The following is a 15,208-nucleotide window of genomic DNA, read 5'->3' as shown; positions in this document are numbered from 1 at the left end:
TGCGCACCATGCGCGTACTTATTTTTTGGAACTCTGTTCATGCTGGACACGCAAGCAATACCCGCCGCCGCGCGTCGGGGTACGACATCGATTGGTCTTAACGCCCTCGCACTTTCCCTTTTTCTGGCTATTGGTCTGTACGCACCCCATGCCTGGGCGCAGGAAACGCCGGTGGCGATCAGCATTGCCGCACAACCCTTGGAGGCCGCGCTGGAAAAGCTAGGTGCACAGGCCGGGTTGCAGATTTTCTATCTGCCTGACGCGGTTAAAGGGATTGCGGCTCCCCCTGTGTCCGGCAGTCTCACGGCAGATCAGGCCTTAAGTCGCTTGCTGGCAGGCACGGGTCTGGAATTTCGACGTAAGGGCAAGAATGTGTCTCTGACCCGCCCGGTGCAGGGCGAGACGACGCAGCTGGCTCCGGTTCGTGTGGTGGGGCGTGATCTGTCTACTGAAGGCTCGGGCTCCTATGCCGTTCAGGCGACCACGGCGGCAACAGGTTTGCGTCTGTCACCACGCGAGACCCCGCAGTCCGTCAGTGTGATTACACGCCAGCAGATGGAAGATATGAATTTGACCACGCTGGGCGAGAGCTTTAAGACCGTCACGGGGATTGCAACGTCCATGTCGGATATTGACCGCACCGATATTCATTCGCGTGGTTTCTATATCGACACTTACCAATACGATGGGGTGTCTATTGCCACACAGAATGATTTCTTCGGAACTTCCAACTTTGATCCCATTCTGTACGACCGCATCGAGATAGTGCGTGGTGCTACCGGCTTGATGACGGGGGCGGGCAATCCTGGGGCTTCGGTGAATATCGTGCGCAAACGCGCGACCAGCGATGTGTTTACCGGCACCGCCTCTGTTGGCATAGGCTCTTGGGGTCATCATCGGGGCACGATTGATCTATCTACGCCCTTGAACAAGGACGGTACCGTGCGTGCCCGCGTGGCAGGGATGATGGAGGAGCGCGATTCGTATATCGACCGTTACCACACGCGCAATCGTGCCTGGTTAGCGACTGCGGAAGCGGATCTGACGCCTGACACGACTGTGCGGGTTGGAGTAGAGCATCAGGCTAAACGTCCGACGGGCGTGACCTGGGGCGGTCTGCCTACTCTGGATAACAAGGGCGGGGATCTGGATTGGCGTCGCTCTTTCAGTGTCGGTGCAGATTGGACACGCTGGGATACGACCAGCAATACCTTCTACGCGGGCATAGACCATCGCTTTTCCAATGGCTGGTCCTTGAAAGCCAATGTCAGCCGTCTGGAGAGCGAGTACGACTCCAAGCTGGTGTATTTGATGGGCCACCCTGATCCTGTCACCGGCTTGGGCATGACGTCCTTGCTGAACAACTCGCATCAGGAGTTCGATCAGAACAGCGCCTCGCTGGAACTGAGCGGGCCATTTAATGCCTTCGGCCAGGAGCATGAGGCTTTTGTGGGAGTGATGGGCAGCAAGTCCAACTACCGTTATGGCAACCACGCTCCGCAAGGCAATACGCCAGTGGGTAATGTCTTTGAATGGGACGGCTCCTATCCCGAGCCGGTATGGGGGAGTTTTCAGCCGTTGGGCGAACAGGAAACGCGCCAGAATGCGGTCTATGGCGCTCTGCGCCTGTCCTTGAGCGATTCCCTGAAGCTGATTGTGGGTGGTCGACAAACCAATTGGAAGCGCGAGTCCGGCAATGACACCATGAACCATCATGTATTCACGCCGTACGCTGGCCTGCTGTACGACTTCAACGATAACTTCACGGCTTATCTCAGCTACACGGATATCTTTCAGCCCCAGACCTATCGTGATGCCAGTGGTGGCTTTCTGGACCCGGTGCAGGGCAAGAGTTATGAGCTGGGTCTGAAATCCGAGCACTTTGATGGCAAGCTCAACACTTCGCTGGCATTGTTTCGTATCGAGCAGGACAATGTGGCCGAAAAAGACGGTGACAGGACTGTACCTGGCTCCAGTGATTTTGCTTATCGGGGGGCCAAGGGCGTGACTAGCGAGGGCTTCGAGCTACAGGCTTCGGGTGAAATTCAACCTGGCTGGCAGGTGTCCGCAGGCTTTGCACGTAATCTGGTGCGCAATGCTGAGGGTGGTCCTTTTAAAACTTCTGAACCGCAGAACCTGGCGCATTTGCAAACTTCCTATATCGTGCCGGGTACCGAAGGGAAGTTGACGGTAGGCGGCGGTGTGCAATGGCGCAGTCATGTTTATGTGGATAGAACTGTGGCGCCAAATCTTAGCGCACGACGCGAGCAAGGTTCCATTTTGCTGGCCAACTTGATGGCGCATTACCGCTTCTCGCCTAGCTTGTCGGCCCAGTTGAACGTGAATAATCTGTTCGACAAAAAGTATGTAGACCTGACGGAAGACTCTCAGGGCTTTTACGGTGCACCGCAGAAGATCATGCTGACGATGAAGTACCAGTTCTAAAACAAAAGCCCTGGTCTGATGCCAGGGCTTGATATTGCGAAGCAGAGGTTTGTGGAATCAGTCCTCTGCTTCCACCTCTTCCACGGACAGCAGCTCCTGGTGGTCGAAGTACAGATGGGAGCTGATTACGGGCGAGGAGTCGTCGGCCTGTGCACTTAGTTCCAGACAATCGCCGGACAGATAAAGATCAGTCAGCAGAGCGGGCTTGCCATTCATCCAGATTTTCCCGCTGACATCCTGATACCGCTGCTTGAGCTGCAAGCGGTAGTCCGTCCCGTCCAGACCTTCCCATTCCCATTCGCCTGCCACCTGCGCGGGCACAATCCATTTGTAGATTTTGATGCCGCCTACATGCAGGATTTCGTCGGCTTCCCAGTCTCCCATATCAAAAGCGTGCGACACAATACGCGCGCCGGGCCGCAGCTCCTGCAACAAGCGTGGGCGCAGGATGGCATTGATGGTGTCCATCAAGTACAGCGTCACGATGGTGGCCTGGCTGAAGTCTGCGGTAAACAGATCCTCTTCCACAAAGTCCACCAGATACTCCACGCCGGCATGGCCGGCTTGCTCCATGGCATCGGCAACGCGCAGCGGGTCCAGTTCGACGCCTATGCTGGTGCAGTGGTATTTTTTGGCGGCCGCAATGACAATGCGCCCATCGCCACAGCCCAGGTCATACAAGACGTCCTTGCGCCCGGTTTGAGCCAGTTGCAGCATGGTGTCGATGACGCGGTCGTCGCTGGGGACGAAGGGTACGTCCAGAAAAATGTCAGGTTCCACGATGGAATGGTCGTCAAGGTCTTTAATCAGGTCTTTGAACAATAGCGGTCCTTATCAATGGTGTTGGGCGAAAATTCGTTTAAATTCGGCTATCTATAGTTTAAACCACAGCAAAATAAGCCAAAATTCGCTTTTTGTATGGATATGGACGATCATCAGTCTATGTCAGACTTATATGGCTCGACCTCATCCACGCCCGCCAAGTTAAAAACCCGTCTCCAGCATATACGAATCTCGCCCAGAGAATCGTTACGTATTCGTTCCTTGGCCGATCACATGCAATATGCTGACCCGTTGGGACATGCACAGTCTCTGGGCATAGGCCCGGCTGTCTGGCCCTTGTTTGGCCTGGTATGGCCGTCCAGCATTCAACTGGCGCGCAAATTGAAAAATCGTCCCATTCGGGCGGATGAAAGCATTCTGGAACTGGGCTGCGGATTGGGCCTGACCAGTCTGGTGATGCATAAACGTGGCGCGCAAATCCACGCCAGCGATTGCCATCCCATGGTGCCGCATTTCCTGAAGCTGAATCAGGCTTTGAATGGCTTGTCCGATCTGCCGTATGTCCATGCCCAGTGGGGGGAGCAATCTTGCCCTGATTTATTGGCTTCTTTGGGGCTGAAACCCGCCCGGCAGCGTTATGACCTGATCGTGGGCAGTGACCTGTTGTATGAAGGGAATACGCCCGCCCAATTAGCCCAACTGGTAGACCAGCGTGCGAAGAAACAGGCCGAAGTCTGGGTGGTAGACCCGGACCGGGGGCATCGCAATAAATTTACTCAGGAAATGTCGCGCTACGGTTTTGAGCTGGTACGACAGGTCTGCTTGCGCGATCGCCCCATTTTGATGCCCGAAGGCAAGGAGGTGTCTTACAAGGGGCGTTGTTTGCAGTATCAGCGCAGTTAGAAAAAACACATCATCTCAGGCTTTTTTACCTGAGGGGCTGGAGTCAGTCAGCGCTAGCAGAAGCCCCACACAAATCGGACACGGGACCGATTTGTGTGGGCTTTTTTATATTCAAACAGGTTTGCTTGGGGCCGGCTGCTTTCTCAGGGATTAGGCGGCGCAAAAGGCGAAGGCGCTGATGGCCGTGGCGGTCGTTGCGGATAAGCCGAGGTCCCGAAGTTCGAGCCCATGCGATTGCTGCTTGTTGCCGGATTGACCAAACCCATCGCATTCGGGCCTTTCTGGATGATGGCTTCAGACCCTATTCCTGGCGCCCCGGGTGTTGTGCCTGCTTTGGGCTGCATTTGCTGGCTCAAGCAATCGTAGGACAGGGCCGCCTGTCCATCCACTACTACACTGACACAGCCGGGAGACACATCGGACGGGGGCCTTTTTGCGCCTTCAGTCTGCGCGTTTTCCTGGGCCATGCTGCCTGCCTGAACCAAAAACAATAAGAAGAAAAGGAGAGGGCGCATAGGGTGGTGCCAATAAAAAGGAGTCACACCATAACGGCGTTCGGGTTCCACACACCCTAGCGCAAGCCTTCACTTTTCTGGGTGAAGTTTTCATGACAAAGGCGGCGTATTTTGCCGCTGTCATGGGGGCAGGCACATCGCGCCGTTGGGGACGAGTCCGCCTGTTTGGCCCCCGCCGCCCAGAAAGAATTATGAAGTTTTTGTTACAAACGAAAGTTTTCGATTTCTGCTGCGTCTAGATGTCAACGAGTCGCGCGGCGTGTCGTCCCAGCAGGGACACACCGACACAGCGCTCATCAGATTGAGGATCGGAAGCATCGTGATGCCAGCAGAAATTTCAGGGCGCAACGTCCGTTTGTCCGGGTGGAGGGGCCACCCCTTTTGTGCTGCGCCAGTGATGGCGCTGGCTTTGTTGCTGCCTCAGAGTGCCTTTGCGCAGGCTCAGGGCAAGGTCAACATCAATGAATACATTGTGCGTGGCAATACCGTGCTGGATGCCCGCAGCATTGAAAAAGCGGTCTACCCCTTTTTAGGCCCCGAGCGCAGCCTTGAGGATATTGAAAAAGCGCGCGACGCCTTGCAGGAAGTCTATAACGCGCAGGGCTATCAGTCGGTTTACGTGGACCTGCCCGAGCAGGCCGTGGCTGATGGCGTGGTGTTTTTCCAGGTCACGGAAACCAAGGTAGGCCGTGTGCGCGTGGTCGGTGCTGAACACTATTCGCCGCTGGCCATCCGTGACGGCGTGCCGTCCTTGCAAGAAGGTCAGGTGCCGGATTTCAGCAAGGCGCAGGCGGAACTGGCGGAGCTCAATCGCGGCGCCAGTCGCCAGGTCATGCCCATGGTGAAAGAGGGGCGTGTGCCCGGCACCATGGACGTGGATCTGCGCGTTGACGACAAAAGCCCCTGGAGTGCCAGTGTGGGCTTGAACAATGATTACAGCGCCGACACCAGCAAGCTGCGCGGCATGGTCACCCTTGGCCACGACAATCTTTGGCAAAGCGGCCATACCTTCTCCCTGACCTACTTCACGGCTCCGCGTGACATGCAGGATGCCAAGGTCTGGTCGGCGGCCTACACCATGCCTTTGTCCCCGCGCTGGAGCCTGGCGTTCTCTGGCTACAAGTCTGACAGCGATGTCTCGACTGTTGGCGGCACCAATGTGCTGGGCAAGGGCCAGTCCTACGGCATTCATGCCACCTACACCTTTCCGCAGTCCGGCTCCTGGTATCACACCGCCTCGATTGGCATGGACTACAAGGATTTTGAAGAGCAAACCCGTTTTGGTGAGACCAGCGACCGCGTGCCGCTGACGTATCTGCCCTTCACGTTGGCCTACAACGGCTACCGCTATACCGAAGACTCGCAAACCAGTGTCGGCCTGACCTTGACGGGCGCCAGCCGCAGCCTGTTTGGCCTGAACAGCGAATGGGAAGAGTTCGACTACAAGCGCTGGATGGCCAGCCCCAGTTTCATGGTGTTCAAGGGCGATCTGAACCACACCGAAACTTTTGCCAAAGACTGGCAGGCCTATGGCCGAGTGGGCTTTCAGATTGGTTCAGGCGCTCTGGTTTCCAACGAACAATTTTCGGCCGGTGGCGCGACCAGCGTGCGCGGTTATCTGGCCGCTGAGCGCAGTGCAGACGATGGCTGGATGGCCAGCGTAGAGCTGCGTACCCCCTCGCTGGCCCGCTGGATTGGCCCCTCGGTTAACGAGTGGCGCTTCTACGCCTTCAGCGACGTTGCACGTTTGCGCTTGCGTGACCCCTTGCCTGAGCAGGAGTCCAGCTTTCATCTGGCCAGTGTGGGCATCGGTACGCGTCTGCAAATGTTTGACTGGCTGTCCCTGCATGCCGACTGGGCTTATCCCCTGACGCAAGGCGTCAACACCGAACGACACGATCCGCGTGTGCACTTCAGCCTGCGCGCCTCCTTCTGACCCCCTTAGCCAGAACAATCTGCCTGATTTTGTTCCCGGAGTAATTCGATCATGAAACGCCTTCTTCTTTTGATGCTCGCCATGATGGTGGGCTGGCTACCCGCCGTGGCGCAGGCCTGGTGGCAGCCTGATTGGCAGTACCGCAAGCAAATCTCTGTTGATACTACGCCTGAAGGCGCGGCTATCAGCGAAAGCGTAGGCCGCACCCCTTTGCTGGTGCGCCTGCATACTGGCAATTTTTCCTTTGATGGCACCAATGAAAATGGCTCGGACCTGCGCTTTGTGTCCGGTGATGATCAGACCGTGCTGAACCACCAGATCGAGAGCTTTGACCCCTTGATGGGCATGGCGCTGATCTGGGTGGATATTCCTGAGGTGATGGCCAGCCAGAAGCAGGATATCTGGATGTACTACGGTAACGAGAAAGCCCCGGTGGCTTCCAACGGCCAGATTACCTTCGATCCCAACTACACCCTGGTCTACCACTTTGATGGCGCCGCTGGTGCACCTTCGCGTGACAGTACGGCGTACACCAACCACGCTCAAACAGCCCCAGCGGGCGTGATTGACGGCGTGTCCGGACGTGCCGCCCAGTTTGTGGGTACAGCGCCCTTGATGCTGCCTGCCAGTCCTTCCCTGGCCGTGCCAGCAGCCGGTGCTTTTTCTTTCAGCGCCTGGGTGCGTGCAGATCAGCCCCAAGGCCAGCAATTGGTCTATGCCCGTCGTGATGGTGCCAACAGCTTTCTGATCGGTCTGGACCAGGGCGTGCCCTTTGTTGAGATCAATGGCCAACGCAGTCCTGCCGGTGCCCCCTTGTCGCCCAGCACCTGGCAGCACCTGGCCGTGACAGCCGATGGCAGCCAAGTGATTCTATACGTCCAGGGCCGTGCCACGGCTTCCCTGAATGCCAGCCTGCCACCACTGAACACGGTTGCCGCTTTGGGTGGTGATGTCCCCGGAACCTTGCTGGCCGCGCCTGCTCCTGTGGCGGCTGAAGTAGTTGGCGCTGACGGTGCCACGCCCGGTGCAACTGCCTCTGCCGGTGCCGAGGCCACAGCGCCTGTCACCGCTCCAGTCGCTAACTATGCGCCCTTTGTTGGTGCGATTGACGAGCTGCGCTTGTCCAAGGTTGCCCGACCTGCTGCCCTGATTTACGCCGATGCACTGGCACAAGGAGCCGAGTCTCGCCTGATTGCGTACGGTGCGGATGAAGAGCAGTCCGGCTTCGGTTTCGGTGCTCTGGGCTTTCTGCTGAAAGCCGTCCCGATGGACGCCTGGATTGTGATCGCCGTGCTGGTATTCATGATGTTCCAGTCCTGGGTCATCATGTACCGCAAGAGCCGTCAGGTGGGCCGTGTGCAAGAAGCCAACCGTCAGTTCCGTGCTGCATTTGGTGAGTCCGGCGGCAAGCTGGATGCGGTACAGACCGACGCCAAGGCTGAACAGAACTTTGCTCATTCCTCTTTGTGGCGCCTGTACCGCATGGGGGTGAAAGAGCTGCACAACCGTCAGGCCCAAGGCATGAAGGCCTTGTCTCCCAACACCATCGAAGCCATCCGCGCTTCCATGGACGGTGTTCGTACACAGGAAAATCAGGCACTGGGTGCACGTCTGGGCATTTTGTCCAACGCGATTGCCGGTGGCCCTTACATCGGTCTGCTTGGCACGGTGCTGGGGATCATGGTGGTGTTCCTGGGAACCGCGATGGCAGGTGATGTGAACATCAATGCAATTGCTCCCGGTATGGCTGCTGCCTTGCTGGCGACTGCAATGGGTCTGTTCGTCGCGATTCCGGCCCTGTTTGGCTACAACCGCCTGATTGGCCGCAATAAAGATGTCAGCGCGGATATGCGTGTGTTTGTGGACGAGTTTGTGACTCGCTTGGCTGAAATTCATGGCCAGAACAGCGCACCTGGCAAAACCAAACACGACAAGCACGAAACGGCATTGGCTCAAGGCGCTGATCTTGATCTGGCCAATGCCCAGGCTGCTGGCTCGGCATAAGGAACGGACATGGTAGCCCTACGAGACGACGATGATGACAGCGCAGCTGTTGACGGCATCAACATTACTCCGCTGGTCGATGTGCTGATGGTGGTGCTGGTCATGTTCATCCTGACCGCCACCGCACAAATCTCCGGCATCCAGGTGAATTTGCCCAAGGCCAGTTCCACCGTATCCCTGGTTCAGCCCAAGACCAAAGCCATTTCCGTGAACGAGGCCGGTCAGGTGTTTCTGGATGCTTATCCGGTCACCCTGCCCGAGCTGGAAGACCGCTTGCGTACCGAGAAAGCCTTGAACCCGGACTTCCCGGTGATTGTGCGCGGCGACAGCATCGTGCAGTACCAGAAAGTGGTGGAAGTGCTGGATGTGTTGCGGCGCTTGGAACTGTCCCAGGTCGGTCTGGTGACCGGCAAACCTCAGTAAGTTAATTGGTGTTCTAACGATGTTGCCAAACTCATCCAAACCGCAAGCCAACCAACGCGCACGCTGGCGTCGGCTGGCCATCAAGGTGCTGGTTGTGGTGCTGGTGGCGCTGCTGGGCTGGTGGGTCTGGAAATGGGCCAACGACATGGCGGGGATCAAGCGCCAGGTGCCCAAAGAGCCCATGTTGATTCCTTTGCCGCCACCGCCTCCTCCGCCGCCCGAACCCGAGCCGCCACCGGAGCCTGAAGAGCCCAAAGAAGAGGAAGTGGTCGAGCCGGAGCCTGAACCCGAGCCTACGCCGGTTGAAGAGCCCCAACCGCAGGATGAAGCGCCACCTACGCCATCGGACGATTTGTCAGACCCGATGCAGATGGACAGCGACGCCCAGGCCGGTACTGACAGTTTCAACATCAGTGCCGGACAGGGACGAGGCATGGGCGGCAGTGGCGGTGGCCGTGCAGGCAATGCCACCTATAGCCAGTACCTGGCCTATGCGCTGCAAAAAATCCTGCGCGAGGACAGCCGCACCCGCAACTTGGTCTACCGCGTTCAGGTGCAGTTGTGGTTGACCGAAGACGGGTCCATTACCCGTGTCGCCCTGGCGCAGTCCTCGGGCGATACCGAGATTGATGAGGCCTTGGTAGCTGCCTTGCGTGAAGTCGGGCGCTTGAGCGAGCGGCCACCGGCGTCGGTAAGCATGCCTATCCGAGCCCAGGTAACGGGTCGTAGGCCCAGTTGATTGTCTGCCTTTTTTGACCGAATGATTTGGAGTGCGCTTTTCATGAAAACCCATCCTAGTCGGCTGGCTTGCGCGGTGGCGCTGGCCTTGACCTGCACCGCTGGCCCTGTGCTGGCTCAGGCGCCATCCCAGAACGCCACCGTTAACCTGATTCGTCTGCTGGTGCAGCAAGGCGTCTTGCCCCAGGCTCAGGCCGATGCCCTGGTGGCTCAGGCCGAGGCGGAAGCGGCCCAGGCTCGTAAAGCCGATATTGGTGCAGCAGGTGCCGCCCAGGCCCGGCCAGGTGATGTGCGTGTCACGTACATCCCGGAGACGGTGCGTGAGCAGATCCGCGAAGAAGTGAAGAATGAAGTGATGTCGCAAGCCAAGGCCGAGAACTGGGCCCAGCCCAACACCTTCCCGGACTGGGTGTCGCGCATCACGGTTGAAGGCGATGTACGCGTGCGTAACGAGTCGCGCCTGATGGATGGCGCGAACAGTAACGAGTTGATCAACTTTGCGAAGTGGAACGACAACGGCCCCATTCCTACCGTGGTCGAAAACAAGCCCTATGGTTTGAAGATTCCTTATCTGAACAGTCGCCAGGATCGCCGCAACCTGTGGCGTATCCGTGCTCGTCTGGGTGTGAAAGCGACGCTGTCCGAGCGTTGGGAGGCCGGTATCCGCCTGGCCACGGGCAGCGATGACAATCCGGTGTCCACTTCCGATACGCTGGGCAACGGCATGGGCAAGAAGCACCTGTGGCTGGATCAGGCCTACTTGTCTTACCGTCCTACCGATTGGGCCACTATTGTGGCGGGTCGCGCCTCCAGCCCCTTTGATTCCACGGATCTGCTGTGGTCGTCTGACTTGAACGTGGATGGTATTTCTGCCGCCTTCAAGCACGCGATGTCGGATCGTCCAGTGACCGTCTTTGGCAATCTGGGTGCCTATGCGCTGGAATACGCCAACACGCCATGGGATCGCAACAGCCTCTCTGAAGGCTCCAGCGAAAACAAATGGCTGTTGGGTGCGCAGATCGGTGCTGAATGGAAGATCAACCAGCGCAACAATCTGCGCGGCAGCGTAGCGTACTACCACTTTGACAATATCGCCGGCCAGCGCTCCAGCGCGTGTACTTTGTACTCGTCCAGCGATGTGTGTGACACAGACTGGTCGCGTCCGGCCTTCATGCAAAAGGGCAATACCGTCTTCCTCTTGCGTGACATCCGTCAGTGGTCGGCAGATCCCAAGAACTGGAACGAATGGCAATACGTGGGCCTGGTCTCCAAGTTCAACTTGCTGGACGTGAACATGCGCTGGGATACCGAAGTTATGAATGGCTTGAACCTGCGTTTGGCCGGTAATTACGTGCGTAACCTGGCTTACGACAGCAACAAGATGGCGGATCGTGCTGGTGGTCTGCACAACATCGCCTCCAACGGTACATATGACGCCTCGGGCAACCCGACCGGTATCGAAAGCGGCGGCAATGCCTGGATGGTTCAAGCGACCTTGGGCAGTAGCCTGGGCTTGAAGGACAAGGGCGATTGGTTGGCTTTTGCGGGCTACAAGTACATCGAACCGGATGCCATGCCTGATGGCTATAACGACTCCTCCTTCCACTTGGGTGGCACCAATGCACGTGGCTACTTCCTGGGCGCAGGCTATGCCTTCGAGAAGAACGTAACCGGCCATCTGCGCTGGAGCAGCTCCAAGGAAGTCTATGGCGCACCGCTGTCTATCGACATCATCCAGCTTGAACTTAACGCCAGGTTCTAAGCCATGAAGATATTGAACTCATCCTGGAAGCCATGTGTGCAGCCAAGCGGGCGCAAGCCTTTTGTCATGACGCTGTGCGCGCTGCTGCTGGCGGGTTTGGGCCAATGGGCTGGCCCAGCCATGGCACAAAAATCGGATATGGAGGAGCGGCTGCGCACGCAGTTGCGCTCCAGTACCCAGCAATTGCAGCAGTTGCAAAGTCAGCAAGCGCAGCTGACGGCGGCAAAAACCGCCGCAGAAACCGAACGTGATGCGGCCCGCAAGGAGGTCGAACAGCTCAAGGCCCGTTTGGACAAGGCCAGCAAGCAGGCTCAGACCTTGCAAGATGAGCAGGACGGCATCAAGACGTCTGCGCGTCAACAAGTGGCCGCTGCGCAATCGCAATTAGGCCGTGCGCGTAACGAGTTTGAAACCTTGCAGGAGCAAGCTCGTGCCACTGAAACGCAACGTGCCAGCCTGGCCACCAGTCTGGCCCAGCGCGAAGAGGAATTGGCGCTGTGTACAGCAAAAAACAAGGAACTGTATGCAGCCGGGAAAGAAATCCTGGCGGCTTACGAACAGTTCAGCACGGGCGACTTGCTCAAGATCCGACAACCGCTGGCCGGCTCGGCACGCGTGAAGTTTGACGAACACGCTCAGGCGCTGGGCGACAAGCTTTACGACGGCTTGTACACGCCCGGTGCCACGTCGTCGGAACAGCCGCCTGTCGCGCCCTGAGTCTTATTGATTGATACCCACAAGGAATATGTATGACTGACTCCCAAACCATCCAATCCGTCTCCTTGAAGCAATTGCAGGAGTTGTTGCAACAGATGGGCTATCGCGTGACCGAGTCCGAGCAGGCTGGTAATCGCCAGCTTTTGTCGGCTTCGCAAGGCATTGGTTTTGCGCTGCGCCTGGGTAATCCTGCGCATGAGGCGGACCAGGCACTGGACTACACCTTGAGCTGCGCTTTGCGCGTTCAAGGCGAGATGCCTGCCGGTATCGAATCGGCCTGGAATATTGGCAAACGCTTTGCTCGCCTGGCGGTACAAGGCGAGTTTCTGGTGCTGGAAATGGATGTGATTGTGGCCGGCGGCGTTGCACCAGGTTACCTGCAAGCGACCGCTGAATTGTGGGACCGCTTGTTGCAGGAATTCTTGCTGTTTTTGCGTCAGCATGCGGCGGCCAATAATGAAACCCAGAGTGCCGACAAGGGTGAAGCGGTTACTGTTCAGCCAGAAGTAGCCCAAGAGACTACTGCGCCTGTCGACGCTGAACAAACTGAAGCGGCACAAGCTTGAATCAGGTGAGCACGATGACACACCCCAAATTTCTGCTGCAAAGTGTGCTGGCTCTGAGCCTGTCGGCCATGTTGGTGGGTTGTGGGAAAAATGGCGATGCTCAAGCCCAGCAGCCGCAAGCTGCCGGGCAACAAAGCAGCGCTCCGGCATCGACGGCAAAAAGCAGTGCTGCGACGCCGGCGGTCGCCACGCTGGGACAGGTGGTGGTCAGCCAGGACGAGCTACAGCAGTTCCTGCAGGTTTTGCCCGCAGCCCAGCGTGAAGCCATGCGTAATGATCGCGTGGTGCTGGAGCAGTGGCTACGCAGCCGCCTGGCCGAGAAAGCCGTGGTAGAGCAGGCCAAGGCTCAGGAATGGGACAAGAAGGCCGAGATACGCAGTGCCATTGAAGAAGCGCAGAATCAGGTGATCCTGCGCAGCTATCTGCAATCCGTGTCTGAACCTGCAGCGGATTACCCGTCCGAGCAGGATCTGCAAACGGCTTATCAGGCCAATCAGGATCAGTTCCAGTTGCCGGCCATGTATCGCTTGAGCCAGATCTTTTTAAGCGTGCCGGACAAGGACGAACAGGCTTTGGCGCAAGCGAAGAAACGGGCCGATGCCTGGGTCAAGCAAATGCGCGAAGGCAAGGCGGATTTTGCGGCGCTGGCCAAAGAGCATTCGGACGAGAAAATCAGTGCCGAGCGGGGTGGCGACAATGGCTTTTTACCGATGAGCCAGTTGGTGCCTGCCATGCGTGCCACGGTTGCCAAGCTGGAACCGGGCCAGCTGAGTGATCCGATTGTGCAGGCCGATGGTGTGCATATTCTGCAATTGACTGATCTGCGCCCGGCCAGCGTGCGTTCGCTGGAGGAAGTGAAGCCGGCGCTACGTGATGCCTTGCGTCGTCAGCGACAGCAGGAAGCAACGCAGGCCTATGTGGCCGGCATGCTGGATGCCGATACGGTAAGCGTGGATGGCAAGGTGTTGAGTCAGTTGTTGCAGCAGACCCCATAGTCTTGAACCCTGGGGGTGATGCTGGCTGTTTGTACCGGGCAAAATGTTGCAGGCAGCAGGCCCAGGGGCAGGGCGGGTGAAGGAGAATGGCATGCGATTGTGGCGGATCAGCAGTACGCATTGGGAAAAGCAGCATGAAGCCACGCCGTGGTTCAGTGCCAAAACTTCTTCCATCGCCATCTACCATGCTTCCCCTCTGGCGGCGGTGTGCGCCTATTTACTGCGCCACTGCCTGCCTCATCCAGACCTGATCCCCAGCCACCAGACTCTGCATTCAGTCGGTGTCAGCCAGAATTTGATACGCCGTGCGCAGGTCTCGCGCCACTGGCATTTCAACCTGAAAGAAACGCGCGACCTGACCTTTCGCTGGCGCTTGCTGGCCGACCGGCCTGTGCTGTGTGTGCCTGCCTTGAACGGGGCGAATCAATATTTGATTGATACCCGCTCGCCGCTGTTTTCCTTGATTCATCTTTATCGCCAGGATGCTCAGGCGCTGGAGCGCAGCCTGGAACAGATGCGTGAACACCTGCAGGGCGCTACGCCCTGGCTGGTGCTGCGCTAAGGTGGCTTGGCACGTAAAGCGGGCGGGAACTGTCACTATGTTGTCATTGGGGACTTCTACAATCGCCTCGCCTCACCCCTTTTCGTTTCACTGTCCGACGCCGCGGCTAGACCTATTAACGTGCGCATGACCATGACTCAGGTGGCGATCAGTGTGGCGGTGTTACTCGGCGCTTTCTTGTTATTTGCCTGTGCAAGTCTCGCAGTTGCCCGGTCTGATGCTGACACCCTGCTAAATTCTTCCGAACGTTTGTCTTTCGACATTCAGGCTCAGCCTTTGGCTCAGGCCTTGAAAGCGTATGGTCAACGTTCTGATCTCTCTGTGCTGCTGGACGGTGCCGATCCGCAGCGACCCATGCCAGCCGTGCGCGGCGAAATGACGCGCAAGCAAGCCTTGTCCTCCTTGCTGCATGGTTCGGGCTTGCAAGCCTATTACGTGGATAACCGCTCGATTGTGATCCGCTTGCCCGATAGCAGGCCGGGTAAAGTGGCCACCGGCCAGCGTCCCTTGAATCTAAATCACATCTCGGGCGTGCGTGATGGTGCCCATGATTACAGTGCCTATGTCACCCGAGTACAGCAGACCGTGCGTAATGCCTTGTGCCGATCGCCCCAGACCCGCCCCGGCGCATACCGGCTGGCCATGCAGTTGTGGCTGAACCCGCAGGGGCAGGTGGAACGCGTGCACCTGTTGGGCTCGACCGGGCAGGCCAGCCGCGATCAGGCGATCAGTCAGGTGCTGGACTCACTGGCAATGGGCGTGGCCCCGGATGCCAGTCTGCCGCAACCCTTGGTCCTGTTGCTGGCTCCCGTCTCGGGCCATGTGCGTGACGACTGCCCTGTGCAGGCCGGGAAGTAGA

14 protein-coding genes are annotated in these 15,208 nt (G+C 57.8%); 12 read left to right on the top strand and 2 right to left on the bottom strand.

Annotated elements, in window-relative coordinates; genetic code table 11:
• The first annotated feature begins 39 nt into the window (after nt 1-39).
• Nucleotides 40-2,445 (top strand): TonB-dependent siderophore receptor, encoded by a 2,406-nt coding sequence (locus OSH04_RS09740; protein ID WP_266108354.1) that lies wholly within the window; start codon nt 40-42, stop codon nt 2,443-2,445.
• Between the two features lie 57 nt (nt 2,446-2,502).
• Here the strand turns inward: OSH04_RS09740 and OSH04_RS09735 are convergent, their stop codons facing one another.
• Nucleotides 2,503-3,267, bottom strand: a complete 765-nt coding sequence (locus tag OSH04_RS09735; RefSeq protein WP_086069042.1) for a class I SAM-dependent methyltransferase — start codon at nt 3,265-3,267, stop codon at nt 2,503-2,505.
• Between the two features lie 120 nt (nt 3,268-3,387).
• On the opposite strand from OSH04_RS09735, the gene OSH04_RS09730 reads away from it, so the two are divergent.
• The gene (locus tag OSH04_RS09730) at nt 3,388-4,131 is read left to right on the top strand and encodes a class I SAM-dependent methyltransferase (RefSeq protein WP_051316297.1); all 744 of its coding nucleotides are present in this window, start codon (nt 3,388-3,390) and stop codon (nt 4,129-4,131) included.
• Nucleotides 4,132-4,274: 143 nt separating this feature from the next.
• On the opposite strand, the gene OSH04_RS09725 is transcribed toward OSH04_RS09730, so the two are convergent.
• Nucleotides 4,275-4,598, bottom strand: coding sequence for a hypothetical protein (locus tag OSH04_RS09725; protein ID WP_247966353.1), 324 nt, complete (start codon nt 4,596-4,598; stop codon nt 4,275-4,277).
• Between the two features lie 457 nt (nt 4,599-5,055).
• Here OSH04_RS09725 and OSH04_RS09720 point away from each other — a divergent pair, with 457 nt between their 5' ends.
• The 10 genes from OSH04_RS09720 to OSH04_RS09675 all read left to right on the top strand — a co-directional run bounded on the left by OSH04_RS09720 (nt 5,056) and on the right by OSH04_RS09675 (nt 15,207).
• Nucleotides 5,056-6,582, top strand: coding sequence for a ShlB/FhaC/HecB family hemolysin secretion/activation protein (locus OSH04_RS09720; protein ID WP_266108353.1), 1,527 nt, complete (start codon nt 5,056-5,058; stop codon nt 6,580-6,582).
• Nucleotides 6,583-6,633: 51 nt separating this feature from the next.
• Nucleotides 6,634-8,586 (top strand): DUF2341 domain-containing protein, encoded by a 1,953-nt coding sequence (locus tag OSH04_RS09715; RefSeq protein ID WP_266108352.1) that lies wholly within the window; start codon nt 6,634-6,636, stop codon nt 8,584-8,586.
• Nucleotides 8,587-8,595: 9 nt separating this feature from the next.
• Nucleotides 8,596-9,009 carry an ExbD/TolR family protein gene (locus tag OSH04_RS09710; protein WP_266108351.1) on the top strand — a complete coding sequence of 138 codons (414 nt, stop codon included), beginning with the start codon at nt 8,596-8,598 and terminating at the stop codon, nt 9,007-9,009.
• A 19-nt stretch (nt 9,010-9,028) separates the two neighbouring features.
• Nucleotides 9,029-9,748, top strand: a complete 720-nt coding sequence (locus tag OSH04_RS09705) for a TonB family protein (protein WP_247966356.1) — start codon at nt 9,029-9,031, stop codon at nt 9,746-9,748.
• Between the two features lie 42 nt (nt 9,749-9,790).
• On the top strand, nt 9,791-11,509 hold the full coding sequence (locus OSH04_RS09700; protein ID WP_266108350.1) for a putative porin: 1,719 nt from the start codon (nt 9,791-9,793) through the stop codon (nt 11,507-11,509).
• 3 nt (nt 11,510-11,512) lie between these two features.
• Nucleotides 11,513-12,226 carry a DNA repair protein gene (locus OSH04_RS09695; RefSeq protein ID WP_266108349.1) on the top strand — a complete coding sequence of 238 codons (714 nt, stop codon included), beginning with the start codon at nt 11,513-11,515 and terminating at the stop codon, nt 12,224-12,226.
• A 32-nt stretch (nt 12,227-12,258) separates the two neighbouring features.
• On the top strand, nt 12,259-12,792 hold the full coding sequence (locus OSH04_RS09690; protein WP_266108348.1) for a YbjN domain-containing protein: 534 nt from the start codon (nt 12,259-12,261) through the stop codon (nt 12,790-12,792).
• Between the two features lie 14 nt (nt 12,793-12,806).
• Complete coding sequence (locus tag OSH04_RS09685; RefSeq protein WP_266108347.1) at nt 12,807-13,787, top strand: peptidylprolyl isomerase; 981 nt, start codon at nt 12,807-12,809, stop codon at nt 13,785-13,787.
• Nucleotides 13,788-13,878: 91 nt separating this feature from the next.
• Entirely contained in the window at nt 13,879-14,349 is a 471-nt protein-coding gene (locus OSH04_RS09680; protein WP_266108346.1) for a hypothetical protein, read from the top strand.
• Between the two features lie 126 nt (nt 14,350-14,475).
• Complete coding sequence (locus tag OSH04_RS09675; protein ID WP_026483708.1) at nt 14,476-15,207, top strand: STN domain-containing protein; 732 nt, start codon at nt 14,476-14,478, stop codon at nt 15,205-15,207.
• Nucleotide 15,208: the final 1 nt, after the last annotated feature.

The organism is Alcaligenes nematophilus, assembly GCF_026344155.1.
In the GTDB taxonomy this organism is placed as follows: Bacteria; Pseudomonadota; Gammaproteobacteria; order Burkholderiales; family Burkholderiaceae_B; genus Alcaligenes; species Alcaligenes phenolicus.
This window is presented reverse-complemented; position numbering and strand designations above follow the sequence as displayed.